Here is a 22,045-nt window from a genome sequence, read left to right as displayed (position 1 = left end):
TCAGCCCGCGGCTTTAACGATAAATGTCACCACACCAAATATATCCAGCGTGTCCTCGCTGCTAATCATGATCGGCGCGTAGGCGCTGTTCTCTGGCTTCAGCATGATAACTGGGTGTAATTGCAGACGTTTAACGGTGAATTCGCCCTCAATAGCGGCAATAACGATATCTCCATGGGCAGGCTTTCTGGCGCTGTCGACAATCAGCAAATCGCCCTCGCCGATCCCCGCGCCCCTCATGGAGTCGCCAGATGATTTAACAAAATAGGTTGCGCTGGGATGCCGTACCAGCAGGTCATTGAGGTCGATACGTTTCTCAACGTAGTCCTGTGCCGGAGATGGAAAACCGCAAGGCACAAGATCGCTAAATAGCGGAAAGTGTTTAATTTCGCGGCGTTCCGCAGGCTGGAAAAACAACATAATAATCTGCCCCTCATTAACTGTATTTATATACAGTAGTTTTAATAAGGACAGCGATCAAGTGACAAGTGTGGCGAATTGAGCGTTGTTTAACCATCTTGTCGATAAGCTTTTATGATGTCTGGAAAAATAATCGGCTAAAAAAATGCCCCACATTTGCGGGGCATTACCTCAGGAACGTTTTCGCGGCATCATGCGCAACAACGTATTATCCTTCCAGAAATAGTGATGTAGCAGAGCCGCGGCGGCATGCAGGCCAATGACAAAATAACCCAGGTTTGCCAGCGTTTCGTGCCATGATTTCAGCATATCGGCCAGTTCAAAATTGGCTTCTGCCGCATGTGGCATAACAATGCCGAATGCAACCCACGGATTTCCCCGGTTATACATCATCACCAGGCCAATAATCGGCAGCGCAATAAACAGCAAATAGATAACCAGATGCCCCAGATGCGCCATGCCTATCATCATCGGCTTCGGTTTTGGTTCAATCGGTGGTGCCGGATACTTAAGTCTGACCAGCAGACGCGCCACCATCAACGCTAAGATTGTGATACCACAGGAAACATGCACCATGTTGAACCCGGGACGATAGCTGCGCGGAAAAAATCCGCGAAACTCCATGGCACTGTAGGCCACAATGACCAACAAAAAGACCAGCCAGTGAATGCCAATTTGCAGGCCAGAATACTTCTTCCCCATAACACTTCTCGAATCAAAACAATAATGCGTCAACATAACGGGCTTTTGTTAAAAATTCATTAAGTTTTGTTCACCCATTTTCAGTCAGTTACGTTTAACCGCAAAAACAGCTATTGCCGCGGATGCCTGACTGGACTATGCCTGGTAGGGAAAATATGTCGTACCGTCTCATCCTGACAGGAGAAAACCATGAATAAAATTGGCATTAACGGTTTTGGTCGTATCGGTCGTCTGGTATTGCGTCGGCTACTGGAGGTCAAAAGCAGCGTGGAGGTCGTCGCTATCAATGACCTCACCTCACCGAAAATCCTCGCTTATCTGTTAAAACACGATTCAAACTACGGCCCGTTTCCCTGGAGCGTCGACTTTACCGAGGACGCACTGATTGTCGATGGTAAAAAAATTGCCGTTTACGCCGAAAAAGAGGCCAAAAATATTCCGTGGAAAACGACTGGCGCAGAGATCATCATCGAATGCACCGGTTTTTATACCTCAACAGAAAAAGCCAACGCGCACCTGGATGCCGGGGCCAAAAAAGTGCTGATATCCGCCCCGGCTGGGGATATGAAAACCATTGTCTTTAACGTCAACGACGACACGATGGATGCCAGCGATCGGATTATCTCTGTCGCGTCGTGCACCACCAACTGCCTGGCGCCGATGGCAAAAGCGCTGCATGACAGCTTCGGTATTCAGCTTGGCACCATGACCACTATCCATGCTTACACCGGAACGCAATCACTGGTTGATGGCCCTCGCGGGAAAGATCTGCGCGCCTCACGCGCGGCAGCAGAAAATATCATTCCTCATACCACCGGTGCGGCGAAGGCGATTGGTCTGGTGATCCCGGCCCTGAGCGGGAAATTAAAAGGTCACGCCCAGCGTGTTCCGGTAAAAACCGGATCCGTTACGGAACTGGTGTCGATTCTGGGTAAAAAAGTCACTGCGGAAGAGGTTAACGACGCGCTGAAAAAGGCAACGCTGAACAATGCATCATTCGGCTATACCGACGAAGAAATTGTCTCGTCAGATGTCATTGGCTCACATTTCGGTTCAGTATTTGATGCAACACAAACCGAGATCACCGAAGTGGGCGATCTGCAACTGGTAAAAACCGTGGCCTGGTACGATAACGAGTACGGTTTTGTCACCCAATTTATCCGTACGTTGGATAAATTTATCACGCTTTAGTGTTATGGCGGAGGATCGCCTCCGCCTCGTTTCATTTCCCGCTAATTCAATACGTTGTGAGTCTCTCCCCGTTTTCAACCCATTAAGTGTGCTATAGCTAACCTTTGCCACAAAGGGAGCACAGTAATGGAAGCACTGAGTCGAGAAACGTTAGAAACTATGATCGCGCAAGCCGTTGCCCACGCCGCCACCGTCTCAGTCTGGCCAATGGGTGAAGCCCCCGGAGCAAAAAACAGCGATGCGGTATTTACCCCCGAACCCAGACATACGGGAACCTCTCATTACGATCGTGCGGTAACCGGTATTCGTGCCCCAGAAATCACCGTCTACGCCCCCGCAAAACCGAATGGTGTGGGAATACTTGTCACCCCCGGCGGCTCTTATCGACGCGTAGTGCTGGACAAAGAAGGCAGTGCGCTGGCGCCCTTTTTTAATGCCCGCGGTTATACTCTGTTTGTCATGACCTATCGCTTGCCGGGGGATGGTCACGAGGAAGCGTCAAACGCACCGTTGGCCGATGCCCAACGCGCTATGCGCTACATTCGGGCTAACGCACATGAATGGGGAATCGATCCTTATCGTATCGGTATACTGGGCTTTTCCTCCGGCGGTCATGTGGCAGCCAGCCTGGGAACACGTTTTGCTGAATCGGTTTATACGCCCCTCGATAGCGTAGACGAACAACCCGCCCGCCCCGCGTTCATGGCGCTGGTCTATCCGGTGATTAGCCTGCGTGAGAATATCGCTCACCCAGGCTCTCGCCTTGAATTAGTTGGCACGACCCCCGAAGAAAAGGACCTGCATTGCTATTCACTTGAAGAACGGGTTGAGAACACGACGCCGCCAACATTCCTGCTGCATGCCATTGACGATCCGGCGGTGAAAGTCGAAAACAGTCTGGCATTTTTTAATGCGCTTCGCGCACAGGGGGTTCCTGTTGAAATGCATCTGTTTGAACGCGGCAAACACGGCTTCGGTATTCGGGATACTCAAGGGTTACCGCTGGCCATCTGGCCGGAAATGATGATGAACTGGGTAGCCACTAAAGTGTGAGGATGGCGCCGGGTGGCGTACAGACTCACCCGGCGAAAAACTTAGGACTGCAGATACACCACTTGCGTTTGCAGGTATTCGTTCAGACCATGTTTACCATCAGCCCCGCCAATCCCGGACTTACGCCAGCCAGCGTGGAAGCCCTGCATCGCCTCGAAGTTTTCTCGATTAATGTAGGTTTCGCCAAACTTCAGCCCCTTAATCGCCTTCATTGCCGTATTCAGATTCTGCGTATAGATCGATGAGGTCAGACCGTAGTCGCTGTCATTAGCCATCGTCAGCGCCTCTTCCAGCGTATTAAACGCCACCACTGGCAGCACAGGACCAAACGTCTCCTCGTGCATAATCGCCATCTCCTGGCGCACGTCTAACAGTAACGTCGGCGGGTAGTAATAACCTTTGCCGACAACAGCCTTACCGCCCAGCACCACTCTGGCCCCTTCCTGCACCGCTCGTGCGACTTTCTGCTCCACACGATCCAGCGCAGCGGCGTTAATCAGCGGCCCCATCGCAATGTCATTGCGTTCGGCCGGATTGCCAAACTGCACGGCTTTCATTGCCTCTCCCAGACGATTAACGAACTGGTCATAGATACCTTTCTGAACGTATACGCGCTCAGCACAGTTGCATACCTGTCCGGTATTGATCACCCGCGAGTCAACAATGGCCTTCACCGCCAGCTCAAGGTCAGCATCGTCCATCACGATAGCCGGAGCTTTACCACCCAACTCCAGACAAACTTTAGTGATGTTTTTGGCCGCTGCGGCCATAATTTTCTCTCCAGCGCCGACGCTGCCGGTCATACTCACCATCGCCACCTTCGGGTTTCCGGCCAGTTCCTGACCGACCGTTTCACCGCGTCCCAGCACCAGATTAAAGACCCCGCGCGGTAAACCAATGTCATCAACAATTTTGGCAAAGGCGATGGCGTTATTCGGTGTGAATTCACTCGGCTTAATGACAATGGTATTCCCCGTCAGCAAGGCGGGAGCCAGTTTGCGGGCAATCAGGAAAAACGGGAAGTTCCACGGCAGAATGCCCGTCGTCACGCCCAGTGCACGCTTAAACAGCAGGATATTCTCACCCGGGCGATCGCTTTGCAGGATCTCGCCTTCATAGCGACGCGCCCACTCAGCCATGTAATCGATATAGTCGGCGGTAAATGAGACTTCGACCTCGGCCAGTTGCTGTATTTTTCCACCTTCCGCCACAATCAACGCACTGATTTCAGCGGCTCGCTGACGGATGCCCGCAGAAATTTTGCGTAACCAGTTCGCCCGTTCAATAGCAGGCAGGGCTTCCCATTGCGGCTGAGCACGCTGTGCGGCATCGATTGCTTTACGCGCATCTTCGGCACGCCCATCGGGAATACGCGAGATCAGCTCTTCGGTCGCTGGATTGATGACATCAATCCAGGCATCGTCGTGCCAGGTCACAAACTGCCCATCAATATACATAGGATGTTGTACGGGTACTGACATGCGCTTCTCCTGTGATTGATTTGTTTTTAACAAGTAAAACTATTGTTAATTAACACCAATCATGCATGACGCATTACTGCTGGAATTGTCGTTCTGTGAGCCGCTTCATAAAAGCATCTGGTAATGTCATGGCGGAGGGAAAAAACAGGCAGGATTTATGCCCGTTTGCGACAAAACGCCGACAAACGGGCAGCAAAGATTACAGCGATCGGCTCGCCAGCAGGTCAGTCAGCGCCGTATCGTTTTGCAGATGCAACCATGCATCCTCAACATTCTGCGGAATATCAACATGGGCGATAAAATCACGACCACGAGGGCCATAGCCGGTTGCATCATCGCGCAGTCTCGGCAATTCGCCGGTAATCAGTGAAAGATAGCGATCCACAGACCACAGCCCCTCCGCAGTTGGCGCGAAATCCACACCACCGTTCTGTAGAGTCAACTCAGGGATAAAACCGGGAAAACTCAACCAGCGCGGCGCCTGCAGAAAATCACGGGTTACACGCTGAAACGTCGCCATCGTGCGGCGTTGCATTGTAGGGTCCTGCACCACAATGACCGTGTGAATATTTTCTGTCGCCTGGTTCAGTAAGGCACAACTAAAGCGTGCATTCTCACCGCAGTTTGTTGACTGGTCTTCCACCCAAATCGTCTCACCCGGAATTTGCCAGAACTGGTGCGCAATATCAGCCAGGATCGCAGCTTCTGCTCGTCCGCTGGTGCGGATGATGTTATAGCGAGGATGCTCTGCAATCGCGTCATACAGAAAGCGCGTAGAATGACCGATGCCACCGCTAATCAATAAGGGAACCTGTTGTTCTTTCGCGATCCGACAGGCGGCGTCGATGGTCGGAATAACCGCGTTGCCCGCCAGAATCACGCAGTCTGACTGAACGGTGATGTTCTCCATAAAATCATTCTGCGCCAACCATCGCCCTACGGTATTTATCGCCGCAAGGGTGGCTGCGGAAAGTATCGGGAACTGACTCATACTCATAACTCCTGGTGTTTATTCTTTACCGGGTACAGATGCCGGATGGCGGCTATGCCTTATCCGCCCTACAGTCCAGCATCGCGTCACCCCGTAATCTGCTCCATCGCCTGCAGAATACGTTTATCGGAGATCGGATATGGTGTGCCAAGCTGCTGGGCAAAATAGCTGACTCGCAGCTCTTCTATCATCCAGCGGATCTCTTTGACATCATCATCTTCACGCCGCGCGGGCGGCAGTTTATTGAACCACTGCTGCCAGGCCTGCTGCACACTATCTACTTTCAGCATCTGCGCCCGATCGCGGTGTGGATCAATCGCCAGTTTCTCCAGCCGTTTTTCAATGGCCTGCAAATAACGCAACGTATCGCCCAGACGTTTGAATCCATTGCCGGTGACAAATCCACGGTACACCAGCCCGCTCATTTGCGCTTTGATATCCGAAAGCCCCAGCGCCATGGTCATATCCACACGCCCTTTCAGACGTTTGTTGATATTAAATACCGCCGTCAGGATCTGTTCGACCTGCTTCGCAATATCGACCACTGTGTCATTCAGCTCAGCCCGCACTTTTTCGTGCAACGCCGCAAAGCCCTCTTCCGTCCACACCGGGCCGCCGTTAGCGTCGATAAGTCTATCCACACCGCAGGAGATACAGTCGTCAATCAAATCCAGCACTTTGCCATACGGGTTAAAATACAGCCCCAGCTTCGCTTTATTAGGCAGTTTCTCGTGTAAATATTTGATAGGTGATGGAATATTCAGCAACAACAGGCGGCGTAAACCGCACCACATCGCCTGCTGTTGCTCCAGCGGATTATCAAACAGTTTGATGGCAACGCTGTCACGCTCATCCACCAGCGCAGGCCACGCTTTGACTTTATAGTTGCCGCGTTTTTGCTCGTAACTTTCCGGTAGTTGACCGAAGCTCCAGATGTGCAATCCGCTCTGTTCAATACCGTCATCCGCCACCGCAGACAGCGTTTCCTGAACTTTGCCCTTCAGCGCATCTTTCAAATCCTGCAGCGAACGCCCTTCCTGCAGCTTCCTGTTCTTATCATCCACGACCCGGAAGGTGATTTTTAGGTGATCGGGCACCTGATCCCAGTGCCAGTCGTCACGGTCAACGGTGACGCCGGTCATGCGGCGCAGTTCACGCTCCAGCGAATCCAGCAGCGGCAGTTCCAGCGGCGTCACACGACCTAAAAATGCTTCCGCATAGTTCGGTGCCGGCACAAAGTTACGCCGTACCGGTTTTGGCAGTGATTTAATCAGGGCGATCACCAGTTCACGGCGCAGCCCCGGAATTTGCCATTCAAAACCGCTCTCTTCGATCTGGTTAAGCAGCGGCAGCGGAATATGCACGGTCACGCCATCCGCATCAGCGCCGGGTTCAAACTGATAGCTCAGGCGCAGTTTGAGATTGCCCTGATGCCAGAAGTTCGGGTAATCCAGCTTGCTGATTTTCTCCGCGCCCTCTTTGATGAGCATGCTCTTTTCAAAGTTGAGCAGATCCGGTGTCTCGCGGCTAACCTTCTTCCACCAGCTGTCAAAGTGGCGGGCAGAAACCACATCATGGCTGATGCGCTGGTCGTAAAACTCAAACAGCGTCTCATCATCGACCAGAATGTCGCGACGGCGTGATTTGTGCTCTAACTCTTCCACTTCCGCACGCAGCTTGAGGTTGTCACGGAAAAACGCATGGCGAGTTTGCCAGTCGCCTTCCACCAACGCATGGCGGATGAACAGTTCACGCGACAGGACTGGATCGATCTGGCTGTAGTTCACCTTACGGGCGGCCACAATCGGTAAGCCGTAAACGGTGACCTTTTCTGTCGCCATTACAGTACCCTGCGCGCGTTCCCAGTGCGGTTCACTGTATGAACGTTTGATCAGATGCTGGGCAACCGGCTCCACCCACTCGGGATCGATACGTGCGGCAATACGTCCCCACAGGCGGCTGGTTTCCACCAACTCCGCCACCATCGTCCATTTCGGTGGTTTTTTAAACAACCCAGAACCGGGGAAGATCGAGAAGCGGGCGTTACGCGCGCCGGTAAATTCCTGTTTATCGGCATCTTTCATCCCGATATGCGAAAGTAACCCGGTCAACAGCGCAACGTGAATTTCCCGATACTCAGCAGGTTCGCTGTTAACCGGAATACCCAACTCTTTCACTACCTGGCGCAGTTGCGTGTAGATATCCTGCCACTCTCGCACGCGCAGGTAGTTCAGAAAATCAAGTTTGCACTGGCGACGGAACTGGTTTGACGACAGCGCTTTTTGCTGCTCGCCAAGATAGTTCCACAGGTTCACAAACGCGAGGAAATCAGACTCTTTGTCGTGGAAGCGGCGGTGTTTCTCGTCAGAAGCCTGTTGCTTGTCCATTGGACGCTCGCGCGGGTCCTGAATGGACAGCGCCGAGGTAATGATCATCGCTTCACGTACGCAGCCATGTTTTTGCGCTTCCAGCACCATGCGCGCCAGACGCGGATCCACCGGCAGTTGCGACAGCTGACGGCCCAACGGCGTTAACTTGTAAGCGGTTGCCTGTTCGTCGGTGGTTATCGCCCCCAGCTCTTCGAGCAGGCGTACCCCGTCCTGAATATTGCGTTTATCCGGTGCTTCAACGAACGGGAATGCCGCGATATCCCCCAGTCCCAGCGCAGTCATCTGCAAAATAACGGATGCCAGGTTGGTACGCAGGATCTCCGGGTCGGTAAACTCCGGGCGCGACAGGAAATCGTCTTCGGAATACAGGCGAATACAGATCCCTTCCGAAACACGACCGCAGCGGCCTTTACGCTGGTTCGCAGAAGCCTGCGACACCGGTTCAATCGGCAAACGCTGGACTTTAGTACGGTAGCTGTAACGGCTGATACGCGCAGTGCCCGGGTCAATTACATATTTGATCCCCGGCACGGTTAGCGAGGTTTCCGCCACGTTGGTAGCCAGCACGATACGGCGGCCGCTGTGCGACTGGAATACGCGGTTCTGCTCACTGTTTGAAAGACGCGCATAGAGCGGTAGCACTTCGGTATGGCGCAAATCCAGCTTATTCAGCGCATCCGCAGTATCGCGAATTTCGCGCTCGCCGCTCATGAAGATCAGAATATCGCCCTGACTTTCACGGCCTAACTCATCTACGGCATCAAAAATTGCCTGCAGTTGGTCACGCTCAGTGTCATCTGCATCTTCAACAATCGGGCGATAACGCACTTCCACCGGGTACGTTCGACCGGAGACTTCGATAATCGGCGCGTTATTGAAATGCTTTGAAAAACGCTCCGGGTCGATGGTCGCCGAAGTGATGATAATTTTTAGATCCGGGCGACGCGGCAGAAGTTCTTTCAGATAGCCGAGCAGAAAGTCGATATTCAGACTGCGTTCATGCGCTTCATCGATGATGATGGTGTCGTACTGCATTAGCAGCCGATCCTGTTGGATTTCCGCCAGCAGGATACCGTCCGTCATCAGCTTGACCATAGTGTTATCACTGACATGATCGCTGAAACGCACTTTATAACCAATACAGCCGCCCGGCTCGGTCTGCAGCTCTTCCGCAATACGGTTCGCCACGGTGCGCGCCGCCAGACGACGCGGCTGGGTATGGCCGATCAGCCCTTTTACCCCGCGCCCCAGTTCCATACAGATTTTGGGTAACTGGGTGGTTTTCCCCGAGCCGGTCTCGCCAGCAACAATCACCACCTGATGATCGCGAATTGCGTCCAGAATATCCTGTTTTTTCTGGCTGACGGGCAGGTTTTCCGGATAGGTAATCTCCGGACGCGCCGCTTCGCGCAGCACGACTTTACCTGCTGCCTGCGCGATCTCTTTCGCCATCTCCTGGTAAATGGCCTGTTGTGCATCAGGATTTTTAACCTTCTTCACGCCGTGCAGGCGGCGGGCAAAACGCTGTCTGTCGCGCAGCATCAGTGAGTCCAGCTGTTGCTGCAGCATGTTGAAGGTTAATTTTTGTTGTTCTGTCATAGCGTTAGAGGGCAGTGCTCTGCCGGGTTAAATCTCTTGTAGATGATAGGTATAGAGTACCACATCGGCGCTTTTCATGTGTTGTTCAATAATTTCGAACATAGGATTCGATATATTGCGCTATCACTGCGGCAGGATTGTGAATAAAGTGTCAACAAGCAACGGGGCACATCCCCTTCAAACACATAAAAGGAAACACCCATGAGCAAGGTATTAGTTCTTAAATCCAGTATTCTGGCAGGGTACTCTCAGTCTGGTCAGTTGTCTGATTATTTTGTTGAACAGTGGCGTGAAAAGCACTCCGCTGATGAAATCACCGTCCGTGACCTGGCTGCAAATCCTGTTCCGGTGCTGGATGGCGAGCTGGTGGGTGCGATGCGCCCGAGCGATACGCCGCTGACGCCACGCCAGCAAGAAGCGCTCGCGCTGTCCGATGAACTGATCGCTGAGCTGAAAGCGCATGATGTGATTGTTATCGCCGCGCCGATGTATAACTTCAACATCCCAACGCAACTGAAAAACTACTTCGACCTGATTGCCCGTGCTGGCGTGACCTTCCGTTACACCGAGAAAGGCCCGGAAGGTCTGGTAACCGGAAAACGTGCGATCGTGCTGACCAGCCGTGGTGGTATCCATAAAGATACGCCGACCGACCTGATCACCCCGTATCTGAATGTGTTCCTGGGCTTTATCGGTATCACCGACGTGAACGTCGTCTTCGCGGAAGGCATTGCTTACGGTCCGGAAGTGGCATCTAAAGCACAATCCGATGCAAAAGCGGCAATCGACAGCGTCGTCGCTGCCTGATGATTGACCCTCTCACCATCCGGTGGGAGGGTTTTTACTTCTTTGCCTGCTTCCCGTGAATGCGATTAATATCACGCCAGATGGTTGCGTAATCCCTGCACTTCGCCAGATTCTCTTCCCAGCAATGCTGTAAAAATTGTTCCGGCTCCGCGACATCCCGGCTTAACAGCTTGAATACCCAACGATTCCAGACATACCACTTGAAAAGCCACATGATTTCACCCCAGGACGCTACCGGAGGGGAACTATATCAACATCGATATCATGCAGTGTGGCAACTATTGCGATATCGATGAATTAGCCATACGAACGCTACACCAATAGCGCCAACCAGACAGCCCACAGAACCACAACCAGAAACAGTGTTTTTCGACATTGCTGCAATGCGCCAGACTGGCGTTCAGCCAGCGTTAACGTTTTCAACCGTTCACGTCGCCAGATAAAACACAGCGCGCTTCCGGCCTGCTCATTGTTTTGCGTATTAATCAGCGAAAAATAACGCTCATCGAGCCACAGTCGCCAACACCCAAACCAGACCACAGCGCATAGCAACGCAATGATGGCACGCAGTACACCTGACGGAGCAACAAACAGCACCCACACCATCGGCGGGAGAGAAAAAAGCAGAATGAATCGCCAGCTTGCCAGCGTGTGTCGGAGCAAACCATGCTGAAGAGCCTCATCATTTGTTACGCTGTCACTTTTTGTTGCCATTGTTGCAGCATCTCCAGATGTTTATCAGTCAGTACCACCTGCGGTCGATTCGCCCGAATCCGTGCTACGGCCTGCTCTACCGTCGTCGCATGACCACAGTGTAACAGCCACGCTGCAATCACCATTGCGCTGCGCGACAGTCCTAACGCACAGTGAACCAATACCGTGCCCTGAGCCCCACGCAGCGTTTCTAGGGCGCTTACCGCCTGCTGAAGTTCAGCTTCATCCGGGATCACTAAATCCAGCATCGGTACACAGTGATACATACGCGAGGCCGTCGCCCGCCCACGTGAAAACTCAAAGGTTACGTCGAGCACCGCTTTTTGGGCAGGCACATAGCGCGGATAACTACCGAGATAAACGCCTGCAGCGACCGGACTTAGCGCAGGCACACTGCGGGTGAACCAGCGCATTGATAGCCACATTCCTGCGCGCCACGGCAATGACAGCCAGTAAACGGCACAGGGCAGTCGGCCCTGCGAATTTTTAGCCGTCGCCGCCGCGCCGAATCCCGCGTAACCCCAGCCGACCATCAACAGGGCCAGTGCAGGCCATAACAACCATAGCGTCAGCCCCGCTGCGGCAATAAAACATAATGCCGAGCCCAACAGGTATCGGCGCATCAGTCTCAGACGCGCGGCATCCGGTTTACACCAGCGCCAACGATGCTGTTCCGGTACAAGCCAGTCAATCAGCATTCCTGCCGCCAGCCCGGTAATAACATCAATAAAATGATGTTGCCAGGTGGTCAGCACCGATATCGCGATCAGTAAAGACCAGCCGTCGCACAGTCTGCGCCAGCCGCCGGACAGATGGCGATTGAAATGCCGCCACAGCAGCCAACAGAGAATGATATGCAGCGACGGCGACTGGTTATAGGGCAAATCGAACTGTTCAAGCTGTGCAAATAGCCAACCCGCCGCCCCCGTCACTTCGGGGCGGGTAAAGCTAAACTGTAACGGGAACAGTAAAAAACCGCCGCAGGCAATCACCGATGCCAGTACCAGCCTGAACACCAGCCGACGCTGCTCGAAACGCGTGGTACAAATAAACAGGGATAACCCGTAAAACAGATCCAGACTCCAGTACGGGACAATAGTCCACGGAATAAACGGAATGGCAGACTCCCAGCCGAAAACGATGCTGCCAACGTTCTGATACTGAGCATCCTGCCAGGCGGTAAACTGATTAGCCTTGCCGTAAGTAAGGAAAAAAAAGGGTGCCAGCAGCAATAACCAACCCACAGCCTGCACCATAACTTTACGCTGTTCAGGAAGCACGACGCACCGCCATAGAAACGGTGAAAATCCCCCATTCATCAATCAATTGTGTGCACTTATCAAAGCCTGCTTCCCGGACCAACGCATCCATTTCGCCCTGCGTACGCACACGCATCACCCACGCTTTGCCATCTTTATGACTGGTTAGCGACCAGGCTATCGTTTTAAGCTGCGGATGCCACGGCTGCCCGGTATAAATCAAAATGCCCCCCGGCGCTATCGCCTCTGCCAGCCCGGCCAAAGAGTTTTTGACCAGCGTGTTTTCAGGAAAGAGCTCGTATAAACCGGAGACAATCGCCAAACCAGGACGAGGTTCCAGCGCCGCCAGCTGTTTGCGGTTGAAGGCATCACCTTGTTCAAAGCGCGCGATGTCAGTCATACCTCTGCTGGCGATCATTTCGCGACCTTTACTCACGTTCAGTTCACTGTAATCGCGCAGTAAAATTGAACGCACCGCCTTTTGACCTTCCAACGCATCAAGCACATAGCGCCCGTGTCCGGCAGCAATATCGACCACATGTACCGGCGTGCCCTGCTCCGCCAGATGTGCGACCGCCTGACCGATCAGCATCTGCAGATGAATCTTACGCTGACGGATCCCTTTCCAGCCCACGCTGTTAAGATAGTTTTTGTCAATCAAACGCCCCAGCGCGCTGCTCCCCTGCGGCTGATTGCGGTAGACGTAATCCAGCGTGCTACCGGAATCAAAACCCGTTTCAAATCCCAGGCGAACGCCTGTCGATTCCGTGCCCAGAAGCTTCATGCCATAGCGCAAGCCACGGTATGCAATGTCGTCGAGAGAATACGGCGCGGGTCCCCCGCTGAGCATCCGCCAGGTATCGGCACCAGGGCTCCAGCGATCTTCATTGCTATAATCAAAGCGCTGCGGTGCCATAGCGTAAAGCGTGGTGATGAAATCACGCATTTTATCGAACGCCAGATGCCGGTCTTTTTCTCCCAACGTATCGTGGTAAAACCCTGGCAGCACGTGCAGCTCTTTGAGCGGATTCCTCAAGCGCTGATAAAAATCAATTTGCGGCTGGCGATGCACAACGAAATCATCCCCGGATACCAACAACTGCACAGGCATCGTAATGGCGGCGGCATCGCTGACAATGCGTTCTGCCGTTTTATAGAGATCCAGCAGGATATTCACCGCAATCGCCCGGGTGATATGTTTATCCTGGTTGAAGCTTGCCACCCGCTCTGCGTCGTGCGTGAGATACTTACCCTTAACGTAAGACTTAACGAAAAACAGGCCGCGCAGTCGGTGCATTAACGCCAACCCCTGGCGAGCAAACGGCACATATAATTTTACTTTGAACGCCGGTGACGCCAACACCAGCCCACGAATGGTGGGCGCATAGTCGTGAGCCCATGTCGCGGCCAATACCGCGCCAACGCTCTGTGCCACAACCACCACATCTTCCATTGCGGCCTGGCTGTCTGCTGCGGCGAAACGTACGAATTCTTCAACATCCTGCACCGAACGCGCCAGCGAAGGACTGTAGCCACGCAGGCCCGGAGAGTGGCCGTGACCGCGCGCATCCCAGGCATAGAATGCGGTGTCCGGCATCGCCAGTTCGTCCACCATATGCTGCAGCCGCCCGGAATGTTCGTGTCCGCGATGGAACATGACGATCACTTTCGGCGTCGCACCCGGCGCAATTGCTGGCCAGTGGCGGTAAAACAGCTCGGTGTTGTCGCTGGTCACAAAATGTTGTTCGTCAGGTACTCGTATATTACTCATGAGAATGCATTCCTTTAGTTTGTTGCTCCAACAGCAAAAATTGCTGTCTGAGTTCGTCCATGAAGCGGTGTTTATCACCATGAAAATTCAATGCGCTGCCAATATTGACGTCAATAAACAGCGGCAGCGGTATGCGATTCCCTTTCGCCATGACAGATTCAGTGCCTCGTAGCCAGACGGGAATAATCGGTACCTCCGGTACACGCTGACTGAGATGCCACAATCCAGATTTCAACGGCGACAATACTCCAGGCTCGCCTCGCGTACCTTCCGGAAAGAGGATCAGGATCTTGCCGTCACGTAATGCCTGTTCACACTGCGCCAGCGGATTGGTTTCTCCGCCCTTTCGCGAAATGGGAATAATGTTGAGAATATTTAGCGCAAACCAGGCCATGGCTTTATTACGCAGAAAATAGTCAGCGGCAGCCACCGGATGAACCGACGACTGGCGGCGCAGCGGAAAGAGCGAAAGCAGCGCAAAAACATCCATATGGCTGTTGTGATTGGCGACAATAATTGCCGGGCCGCGTGTGGGCAAACGCTCCCGGTGCCTGATACGCAGCCCAAGCCACAGCCAGATCACCGGCCAGACGATGCACAGCGTAAACAGCATTCGCAGAATTGAGCTCATCATAAGTTAGTAGCAAAAGTAGCGAATGAAATGGAAAAATACCGGCGCGGTGAAGATCAGAGAATCCAGTCGATCAAGAATGCCACCATGGCCTGGCAGCAGTGTTCCGCTATCCTTCACGCCGATATCACGTTTTATTGCCGACATCACCACATCACCACAAAAACCACTGAGGCCGATAATAAAACCTGCCAGCAGCGACAACGGTAAGTTTAATGGCGTCATGACTGGCCCAAGCACCGCCGCCATCAGCGTAGTCGTTGCCACGCCGCCAACCAATCCCGCCAGCGTCTTGTTAGGACTGACTTTGGGCGTAATTTTGATGCGGCCAATCGATTTACCCCACAGATACTGTGCAATATCGTTGAATTCTGTTAAGCCAACCAAGAACAGCACCAGCAATGCGCCGGTTTGCTTGCCGTCATCGGGCAGAATCAGCAAAAATGCCACATGGCTGAAGGCAAAAACGGTCGTCATCAGACTCCAGTGATGCTGCGAAGCGTAGCGCAAGAAACCCTGAGTATCGCCCGCAATGACCATCCGCACGGGCAAGAATAAAAATGCGTAGACTGGGATAAATACCACAAACATGCCGTACCAATTGATGCCAATCAGCCAGTAGTTAATCGGAATAGCAATGAACATCCACAGCAGAGGCATGCGATCGGTCTGACGCGACGGCGCCAGCGTCAAAAACTCCTTTAACGCCATAAAGCTCACCAGCGCAAAAAAGGTCAGTGCCAGCCAGTGCGGACTTAAAATCGCCAGAGAAAACAGGATGATGATTATCCACCAGGTACGAATACGTAACGTCAGTTCCCGCCAGTCTTTGTCCGGTCGTCGCCACACCAGTAATCCATTCACTCCCGTTGCAACCAGCAGCAATGCAAAAATAACTGCGAGCGACTTCTCCAGCAGCATCATTTCACCCCCGCTTCGCGTAATGCACTTTTACAGCGATTAATTACCGTCCATAGCAGCAGGAGCGTCGCAATGCCCCACAGCAGATTGTTCCACTGCACAAGCTGCGGCCACAAAGCCAACACCAGACCCCATGCGCCAAATACCAGCGCTCGATCGCTTTTACCCAGCGGCCCGGCATAGCTACGAACGCCATTAATCGTTTGTGCCAGAACGCCGCAAAACTCCGTCATTACCGCAGAGAACAGCATCACCATAACCAGTATTACGTTACTGTCCGGAAGCAGCATAAACGGCAGATAAAGCGCCAGATCGGACAGAATATCCCCGCTCTCGTTCAGAATGGCCCCAAGGCGTGATTGTTGGTGACATTCACGTGCCAGCATGCCATCAAGCGCATTAAGCGCCATTCGAATAAACAACACGATTGGCAGGAGAACAAAAAATCCAGGTTGGGGAAAAATCGCCAGTACGACACCGGTCACAAAAGAAAGCGCCATCGCGGCGAGAGTAACGTGATTCGCTGTGATGTCTTTCTTATGTAGCCAAAACATCAATGGGCGTAACAGCGCCTGAAAGGCAGGCTTGATCTGATAAAGCGTCATCATCATTCCTTGATAATATGTCTGTTTGGCTATAGTAGATTAATCACTCCCCGCTTACCTGATACTTTTCTCGACTGAACTCAAAATCAGACTTTACTAACAAGCAAGGTTATTCTTTCCTCAACCACTTACCATTGATTCCCTGGACGTACTCTCCCGGTTTAGCGCGGGCGACCAGCTTTTGTCCGGCCATTTTCGCCACTTCATCTGGCGGAATGTTGTTACTCTCAGCCAGTTGCTGATAGCTGGCGCTGCGCGCTTTATTAATCTCATTCACCAGCGCCTGCGTTTCAGCATCCGTTTTCAGCGCTACAAGATAGCCGTTAAGCGTTTCGCCTACCCGTCCCTGGGTTCTGGCTTCATTCAGCGTCAATGCCCATACGTTGCCGCTCAAAAAACTTAACGCCACCAGGATCGCTGCAAGCTGTTTTTTCATCGTGACCTCAGAACAGATCGCTGCGCGATTTCAGTAAACTCTCGACGTCTTTATCCACTTTGATATGGATCTCGTGCTCGATTTTGACGTTCATATTGATAGTGATGGGCTCTTTAGGCGCAGCCACTTCGATTCTGGGGGTACACCCCGCCAGCAGAGATGACGCAAGCAGTCCCAGCATGGCAGCTATCGTTTTCATTGTTGTTCCTCACATTCCTTGCCTTCCGGGCAATGGGTTTCTGGCAGCGCTGCATTTTGTTCAAGCCATGCCTGTAAATTGTCGCCAAAACGCAAACTGCGCCATAGCGTAAAGACGTTTTCCTCGTGGGTGTAATTCAAATTAACCGTTCCCACTTTGCCATCCGCCCGACTGTTGCCAGTCACCGTTGCCTGCATGGTTAAAACACCGAGGTTATCCAGATTTATTTTCGTCCAGGAATGACTTATTTCCATATAACGCAGCCAGTTAATGGCCGCACCGGCCGCCATATTATCTTTGACGACGGCATCCGCCGTGTCCTTATCAATACGCAACGTCATTGGTCCTGGGTTGGTCAGCCAGCCGTCTTTGATGATCCACTTTTCGTTATTCAGCCATAACGGTAACGCACCGCTGACCGGACCCGACATAGCAAACTGCTTCGGATTTACCGCACTGATGAGTTCGCTGGAGGAGATATTCTGCACCCGTAACAATGCCGGATCGTGCTGCGGCATCCGCAGTTGTTGCATAACCACTTTGCCACCCAGTAGTTCGGCGCTGACATCGCTTAACAGCAACGGATTGTCTTCACTCCAGGGATACCCGCCCTGCAGATCGGCGGTGATGTTTGTCGCAGCAACCTGATTCACAACTTCCGCAATACGTAATGACACCGGCCCCCGCGTACCCAGTTGCCATACGCCTTCGCTAAAACGAAACGGCAGCACAAAATCGACACCGTTAATTTGGTTATCAGGCATCCAGGCACTACCCCCTTTCAGTACACCGTGCCCCCCCGCCTCAAAGCCCTGCTCCGGCGCGGCGGAGAACGCCACCTGCGCATAAAGTTCACCTTCGCGCAGATTCATTTTCCAGTCCGGTGGTACCAATGGCTGGAAAACGGTGAGTGATTGTTTTGGCCACCAGGCCTGGCCACGCAGGCGGATCCCATCCCAGCGCCCATTCAACTGTACAGGACCAATTGCTCCGGCATGAAGTTGACCTTTGAACTGGAAAATCGTCGGATCAGTCCCTTCAACACTGAACTTCAGCGTTGAAGGAGGTAAGACGCTGCCCCCGCTAAAGAGCGTATTTCCGGCATCGAGCGAAAGCGCACCGCTAAACGTCGGTTTTTCGGCATCACGGACCCACACAATCGGCGCATCCATCACCAGACGCGGGTTTTCCACCTTCATGGTGCCGTATTGCAGTTGGTCAAACCCGGTCGAGAGGTCGAAAAGTCTCAGGGTGTTGTCGTGCCACTCCCCTTTGCCCGCGACATCCCAAAGCGCATGCATCGGTGTAAAACTGCCTTTGCCCCAATACCGCCACTGCCAACGACCGGCATCAGGAAGAAAATCATTGGCCAGACCATCAAGGTGTAACTCAAAGTCACCCATCTGGTTCTCATGCGCTCGTAAAATGGCCTGCAGACGCCCATCCACACCGCGCTGTGTCACTTTAACGCCAGCCAATGGCCAGCGAATTTCGTCAATATCGAGTGAGTCGATGACTCGCCCACGGGAACGCAGCAATGCCCCTGGCTCGAAAGCGAGCTGCGGATCGATCAGGCTTCCGGTAAGTCTGGCGGGTAACTTCGCGTAGAAGATCAGGTCATCCTGTTTCGCCTCACCGATCAACTGTAACGGCATATCGCTACTATCCACACCGAGCCTACCTGGCCCTAACGTTAATACGGCGTTTCCTTTACCGGCATCGCCTTGCGTCAGAATGTTCAGACGCCCACTCACCACGGCATTTTCCAGACCGGCCTGCCAGTTTTCAACTTTCACCCCCAGACGCCCACTTAACGGGAACCCCTGATAAGGCCAGTTCCAGCGACCGTCACTGATAGTCAGTTGCTGACGCGTTATTTCCCATGGCAGATCGAGAAGCGGATCGGCCGCATCCCGTGCCATGACGATCAGTTGTCCGCTGTTTTCTTGCCACTCAAGTTCGGCGTCAACCAGCGTTGGCTCCTGCGGCAAGCTCAGAGTAGCAACCGCATGCCCGCTCACTGGTAGTCCATCAGGAACCAGCGGCATGGTAAATTCACCGACCAGTTTTATCGGCGGCTGCCCTTCAAATGCTGCAACATCCAGCTCATTTACCGTCAGATTCTGTCCGTGCAGACGCCCCTGAAATTTAACTTTTTCACCCTGGTAGCGCAGCTGCTGGGTAGAGGGCGTTAGCGAGAGCGACAGTTTCCCCTGCCACTCCTGCCATGGAGAGAGAATAACGTTGTCGATGTTAATCCAGGTATTGGGTAGCATCGATTGCCATTCAGCCAGCGTTTTTGGCGCTACCGGCGAGGGTTCTGCCTGCGGCAATTTGGCCAGGCAAGCCGAGTCGAGCTCAATTGTCCCAACATTAAGCAACCAGCGGCTGGGGTGAGAGAGCTCTGCCTGAGTAATGCGCGCTAGCGGGCAATCATCGACCAGATAGCGAAGTTCCGGGATATGCAGCCCATGCCGTGTCAGCCGTGGGCTCTCATCCAGCGCAATACGCGTGCCGACAGGCAACCAGACGCCCACCAGCGTGGGAACCCACAGGCCAAGCGTCATGACCAACGTCAGCGGCACGAGAATCAATAATAAGAGGAGTGCCAGAACGGCTTTATATTTACCCTTCATGGGTAGTTAATATCCTGATTTAGCGAAAATTTAAGCCGGTTTGGGCCAGTATTGTGGCATGTTTAGCTAAACATGCCCACCTTAAGAATAGATACCATTGAAATATATGTAATATTTATAGGTTGTGGGTAATAAAAAATAGTGGTCTCTCAGTGAGATACCCTGTACCACATCCGTCAGTGGCGCAGAAAACCGACCATTTTTTCGCCCTATTAGCCCTATGCCGTGCCTCATTTCTGATGAAAGGCAATGCCCAATAATTTGTCGAGCACAATATTAACCAGCGAAATAGCAATCTTCTCAACCTGAGCTCTTGCTGCAATTTCCACCGTGTTTTTATATTGTCGCAGCAGTTGATCTCTGGCGTAGAGCAACGCCTCCAGTTCACTGTCACTCAGTTTTCCCTGCCCACGAAGACGCAGCCAGTACGCAATTTTCTTACCGGTATCGTTTATTACCTCATTCGTATCTTTTGCTGCCGAGAGCAAGAGCGCTTTCAGTTGTTCTTTAATGGATTCAGCAACCTCATTTTTAATCGCATTCATGGCATCATCAATATCTGACATTTTTCATCCCCTATTTTACAACAGACCCCACACGGGAACTTTCTCCCCGAATGGCCAGATCGTAGTTCAACTTAACTACATCGGTTTTTTCATCCGCATAGACGACGCTAAATAACTTTTTATCCTTCATCGCCATTCGGCAATCACTCTCAAAGACATTATCGAGGTAATGAATAGCCCGTACACGTGAGTCATCATGTTTGCCTGCAGCATATTCCGTCGCCTCACGGAACTTGAGGTCCCCGGTATCGCAAGTAGCCTTTACCTTAGTTTCATCAAAGGTATTCCCGGGTTTAGCTGTATTATCTTCGAGAAATTTAAGGTGGAACGCCTTTAAATTTGTGAAGTTCTGGTACGCGCCTGCATCGTAGTGTGAAACGAATAAGGCACACCCACTCAGTAAAAGGAAAGTGCAAAACATTAGCGGGGCAGCGTATTTAAGCACTATATTAGATCGTTTCATTTTTCACTCTCCGCGATACCCCATGATGGCAAACAGCGTTTCCCCTCCTTGTACGTCGCTGGCAAGGAATCCGTCGGCGGTGAGCGCCAACGGGCGTCGTGTCACCGAATTACCAACATTACCGCCAATAATTTCAATCTCATTAGTGCCTACGGAAACAACTAAGTCGGTGTGACTGCTGTAGTTGCCCAGATGCTGATGATCGTAATCAACGACTTTGTCGGGGTCTCTGTCCCAACAAACCAAATCCCCCACCTGCGGTTTACGCTCATTCAGCCTGTATCCCCAGTACAACGCTTTAGCATTACCCTGATTTCTGTCGCGGATCGATTTGCTGATGTACGTCGCATGCGAAGCAGAGTAGGAAAAACGCTCCCCCGCGCCAGCCTGACGTATGGCCCATGAAATGAACGCCGCCGACCACGGCCAGTCATGATCTCGCCCGTCCAGATCGTCCCGCCCGATTTTTGCCCAATACAGGCCAACACGTTGCCACCAGCCATCCTCACCCTCTTTGTGCCCGGAATGAAGAAGGCCACCATTGCGGTTGTAGCGCTGCTCGCCAAAAAAATGCCACTCGTCAGCGGCGATCGACGCGGCGTTATCCGCAAAACCAGAAACGGGTGCTTCCTCACCAAAATACGGAACGCTGGGTTGTTCCACCGGAGGTATCGATGTCTGAGTGATTGATATATCAGGTAAGGGCCCGACGGGTATACCGTTAGCGTTAATGGGGACCTGCGAAAGATCCCAGTTGCCGCGATCTATTTCAAATCGCAAACATTTTGTACGATAAACGGTAGGATGAAGTTCGGGGTTGCTATGGTTGGCTAACCATGAATTTCTCACTTCAACATACTGGGAAATCCAGGTGCGTTCATCACCGCCACTGGCTGGAGGCACCTCACGAAACTGGGCGCGCAAGAACGTCAAAATAGTGCCGCTATGAACAAATGAGTCATAGATGACCAGAAATGAGAGCGCATCTTTAAAACCAAAGTCCTGTGCCCATTTCAGCGCAGGCAGATAGTAGCGCTCATCAAAGAACCGATCCTGTACCGATTTCATTATCGGATCATCGCGCCCTGCTCGTCGTAATAAGTCCTTAAACGGTTCATTGTCAACCAGTGCGATATTACCTATCTTTGCAACATATGGAGCAAGATCGGCACTGAATCGCCCATTTGCATTAACGTAGCGGGTCACCAGA

At 52.5% G+C, this 22,045-nt stretch carries 21 protein-coding genes; 3 read left to right on the top strand and 18 right to left on the bottom strand.

The genetic code is table 11. From position 1 onward, the window contains the following. Both SK32_RS04935 and cybB read right to left on the bottom strand, forming a co-directional pair. Complete coding sequence (locus SK32_RS04935) at positions 1–420, bottom strand: translesion error-prone DNA polymerase V autoproteolytic subunit (protein WP_005126708.1); 420 nt, start codon at positions 418–420, stop codon at positions 1–3. 171 nt (positions 421–591) lie between these two features. Then, positions 592–1,122 carry a cytochrome b561 gene (gene cybB / locus SK32_RS04930; protein WP_048211572.1) on the bottom strand — a complete coding sequence of 177 codons (531 nt, stop codon included), beginning with the start codon at positions 1,120–1,122 and terminating at the stop codon, positions 592–594. 189 nt (positions 1,123–1,311) lie between these two features. Here cybB and gap point away from each other — a divergent pair, with 189 nt between their 5' ends. Both gap and SK32_RS04920 read left to right on the top strand, forming a co-directional pair. Beyond that, positions 1,312–2,313 carry a type I glyceraldehyde-3-phosphate dehydrogenase gene (gene gap / locus SK32_RS04925; RefSeq protein ID WP_048211571.1) on the top strand — a complete coding sequence of 334 codons (1,002 nt, stop codon included), beginning with the start codon at positions 1,312–1,314 and terminating at the stop codon, positions 2,311–2,313. A gap of 126 nt (positions 2,314–2,439) precedes the next feature. Beyond that, on the top strand, positions 2,440–3,366 hold the full coding sequence (locus SK32_RS04920; RefSeq protein WP_048211570.1) for an alpha/beta hydrolase: 927 nt from the start codon (positions 2,440–2,442) through the stop codon (positions 3,364–3,366). A 41-nt stretch (positions 3,367–3,407) separates the two neighbouring features. On the opposite strand, the gene aldA is transcribed toward SK32_RS04920, so the two are convergent. From aldA to hrpA, 3 genes are all read right to left on the bottom strand, one after another. Continuing rightward, positions 3,408–4,847, bottom strand: coding sequence for an aldehyde dehydrogenase (gene aldA / locus SK32_RS04915; RefSeq protein WP_048211569.1), 1,440 nt, complete (start codon positions 4,845–4,847; stop codon positions 3,408–3,410). A gap of 199 nt (positions 4,848–5,046) precedes the next feature. After that, positions 5,047–5,844 (bottom strand): YdcF family protein, encoded by a 798-nt coding sequence (locus SK32_RS04910; RefSeq protein ID WP_170927359.1) that lies wholly within the window; start codon positions 5,842–5,844, stop codon positions 5,047–5,049. An 80-nt stretch (positions 5,845–5,924) separates the two neighbouring features. Beyond that, positions 5,925–9,827 (bottom strand): ATP-dependent RNA helicase HrpA, encoded by a 3,903-nt coding sequence (gene hrpA / locus SK32_RS04905; protein WP_048211567.1) that lies wholly within the window; start codon positions 9,825–9,827, stop codon positions 5,925–5,927. 201 nt (positions 9,828–10,028) lie between these two features. On the opposite strand from hrpA, the gene azoR reads away from it, so the two are divergent. Further along, positions 10,029–10,634, top strand: coding sequence for an FMN-dependent NADH-azoreductase (gene azoR, locus SK32_RS04900; RefSeq protein WP_005126702.1), 606 nt, complete (start codon positions 10,029–10,031; stop codon positions 10,632–10,634). A 34-nt stretch (positions 10,635–10,668) separates the two neighbouring features. On the opposite strand, the gene SK32_RS04895 is transcribed toward azoR, so the two are convergent. The 13 genes from SK32_RS04895 to SK32_RS26245 all read right to left on the bottom strand — a co-directional run bounded on the left by SK32_RS04895 (position 10,669) and on the right by SK32_RS26245 (position 22,041). Then, positions 10,669–10,848, bottom strand: a complete 180-nt coding sequence (locus SK32_RS04895; RefSeq protein WP_048211566.1) for a hypothetical protein — start codon at positions 10,846–10,848, stop codon at positions 10,669–10,671. A gap of 98 nt (positions 10,849–10,946) precedes the next feature. After that, positions 10,947–11,348 (bottom strand): hypothetical protein, encoded by a 402-nt coding sequence (locus SK32_RS04890; protein WP_048211565.1) that lies wholly within the window; start codon positions 11,346–11,348, stop codon positions 10,947–10,949. Then, complete coding sequence (locus SK32_RS04885; RefSeq protein ID WP_048211564.1) at positions 11,324–12,628, bottom strand: phosphatase PAP2/dual specificity phosphatase family protein; 1,305 nt, start codon at positions 12,626–12,628, stop codon at positions 11,324–11,326. The genes SK32_RS04890 and SK32_RS04885 overlap by 25 nt, the downstream gene beginning before the upstream one ends. Continuing rightward, a complete protein-coding gene (locus tag SK32_RS04880) occupies positions 12,618–14,378 on the bottom strand; it encodes a bifunctional alpha/beta hydrolase/class I SAM-dependent methyltransferase (protein ID WP_048211563.1) in 1,761 nt (586 codons plus the stop codon). Before SK32_RS04880 ends, SK32_RS04885 begins: the two co-directional genes overlap by 11 nt. Then, positions 14,371–15,012: a lysophospholipid acyltransferase family protein gene (locus SK32_RS04875; protein ID WP_048211562.1), complete on the bottom strand. Its 642-nt coding sequence runs from the start codon at positions 15,010–15,012 to the stop codon at positions 14,371–14,373. Before SK32_RS04875 ends, SK32_RS04880 begins: the two co-directional genes overlap by 8 nt. A 3-nt stretch (positions 15,013–15,015) precedes the next feature. After that, complete coding sequence (locus tag SK32_RS04870) at positions 15,016–15,933, bottom strand: phosphatidate cytidylyltransferase (RefSeq protein WP_048211561.1); 918 nt, start codon at positions 15,931–15,933, stop codon at positions 15,016–15,018. Further along, positions 15,930–16,535, bottom strand: coding sequence for a CDP-alcohol phosphatidyltransferase family protein (locus tag SK32_RS04865; protein WP_048211560.1), 606 nt, complete (start codon positions 16,533–16,535; stop codon positions 15,930–15,932). Before SK32_RS04865 ends, SK32_RS04870 begins: the two co-directional genes overlap by 4 nt. Positions 16,536–16,644: 109 nt before the next feature. After that, positions 16,645–16,971, bottom strand: a complete 327-nt coding sequence (locus SK32_RS04860; RefSeq protein WP_048211559.1) for a YdbL family probable chaperone protein — start codon at positions 16,969–16,971, stop codon at positions 16,645–16,647. Positions 16,972–16,978: 7 nt separating this feature from the next. Next, positions 16,979–17,170 carry a YnbE family lipoprotein gene (locus SK32_RS04855; protein ID WP_045442846.1) on the bottom strand — a complete coding sequence of 64 codons (192 nt, stop codon included), beginning with the start codon at positions 17,168–17,170 and terminating at the stop codon, positions 16,979–16,981. Continuing rightward, complete coding sequence (locus SK32_RS04850) at positions 17,167–19,806, bottom strand: YdbH family protein (protein ID WP_048211558.1); 2,640 nt, start codon at positions 19,804–19,806, stop codon at positions 17,167–17,169. The genes SK32_RS04855 and SK32_RS04850 overlap by 4 nt, the downstream gene beginning before the upstream one ends. Before the next feature lie 230 nt (positions 19,807–20,036). Next, the gene (locus tag SK32_RS04845; RefSeq protein WP_048211557.1) at positions 20,037–20,372 is read right to left on the bottom strand and encodes a hypothetical protein; all 336 of its coding nucleotides are present in this window, start codon (positions 20,370–20,372) and stop codon (positions 20,037–20,039) included. A 10-nt stretch (positions 20,373–20,382) separates the two neighbouring features. Beyond that, positions 20,383–20,835 (bottom strand): hypothetical protein, encoded by a 453-nt coding sequence (locus tag SK32_RS04840; RefSeq protein WP_048211556.1) that lies wholly within the window; start codon positions 20,833–20,835, stop codon positions 20,383–20,385. 3 nt (positions 20,836–20,838) lie between these two features. Beyond that, complete coding sequence (locus tag SK32_RS26245; protein WP_075551374.1) at positions 20,839–22,041, bottom strand: DUF2272 domain-containing protein; 1,203 nt, start codon at positions 22,039–22,041, stop codon at positions 20,839–20,841. Between the last annotated feature and the right edge of the window lie 4 nt (positions 22,042–22,045).

Source organism: Citrobacter sp. MGH100, assembly GCF_001034465.1.
Lineage (GTDB): Bacteria > Pseudomonadota > Gammaproteobacteria > Enterobacterales > Enterobacteriaceae > Citrobacter > Citrobacter youngae.
This window is presented reverse-complemented; position numbering and strand designations above follow the sequence as displayed.

Coding starts and splice junctions, on each gene's coding strand:
- SK32_RS04865 (WP_048211560.1), bottom strand. CDS start 16,535: ATGACGCTTTATCAGATCAAGCCTGCCTTTCAGGCGCTGTTACGCCCA.
- hrpA (WP_048211567.1), bottom strand. CDS start 9,827: ATGACAGAACAACAAAAATTAACCTTCAACATGCTGCAGCAACAGCTG.
- SK32_RS04845 (WP_048211557.1), bottom strand. CDS start 20,372: ATGTCAGATATTGATGATGCCATGAATGCGATTAAAAATGAGGTTGCT.
- SK32_RS04890 (WP_048211565.1), bottom strand. CDS start 11,348: ATGGCAACAAAAAGTGACAGCGTAACAAATGATGAGGCTCTTCAGCAT.
- SK32_RS04850 (WP_048211558.1), bottom strand. CDS start 19,806: ATGAAGGGTAAATATAAAGCCGTTCTGGCACTCCTCTTATTATTGATT.
- SK32_RS04870 (WP_048211561.1), bottom strand. CDS start 15,933: ATGATGCTGCTGGAGAAGTCGCTCGCAGTTATTTTTGCATTGCTGCTG.
- SK32_RS04935 (WP_005126708.1), bottom strand. CDS start 420: ATGTTGTTTTTCCAGCCTGCGGAACGCCGCGAAATTAAACACTTTCCG.
- SK32_RS04840 (WP_048211556.1), bottom strand. CDS start 20,835: ATGAAACGATCTAATATAGTGCTTAAATACGCTGCCCCGCTAATGTTT.
- SK32_RS04875 (WP_048211562.1), bottom strand. CDS start 15,012: ATGATGAGCTCAATTCTGCGAATGCTGTTTACGCTGTGCATCGTCTGG.
- SK32_RS04895 (WP_048211566.1), bottom strand. CDS start 10,848: ATGTGGCTTTTCAAGTGGTATGTCTGGAATCGTTGGGTATTCAAGCTG.
- SK32_RS04880 (WP_048211563.1), bottom strand. CDS start 14,378: ATGAGTAATATACGAGTACCTGACGAACAACATTTTGTGACCAGCGAC.
- gap (WP_048211571.1), top strand. CDS start 1,312: ATGAATAAAATTGGCATTAACGGTTTTGGTCGTATCGGTCGTCTGGTA.
- SK32_RS04920 (WP_048211570.1), top strand. CDS start 2,440: ATGGAAGCACTGAGTCGAGAAACGTTAGAAACTATGATCGCGCAAGCC.
- SK32_RS04860 (WP_048211559.1), bottom strand. CDS start 16,971: ATGAAAAAACAGCTTGCAGCGATCCTGGTGGCGTTAAGTTTTTTGAGC.
- SK32_RS04910 (WP_170927359.1), bottom strand. CDS start 5,844: ATGAGTATGAGTCAGTTCCCGATACTTTCCGCAGCCACCCTTGCGGCG.
- cybB (WP_048211572.1), bottom strand. CDS start 1,122: ATGGGGAAGAAGTATTCTGGCCTGCAAATTGGCATTCACTGGCTGGTC.
- SK32_RS04855 (WP_045442846.1), bottom strand. CDS start 17,170: ATGAAAACGATAGCTGCCATGCTGGGACTGCTTGCGTCATCTCTGCTG.
- aldA (WP_048211569.1), bottom strand. CDS start 4,847: ATGTCAGTACCCGTACAACATCCTATGTATATTGATGGGCAGTTTGTG.
- azoR (WP_005126702.1), top strand. CDS start 10,029: ATGAGCAAGGTATTAGTTCTTAAATCCAGTATTCTGGCAGGGTACTCT.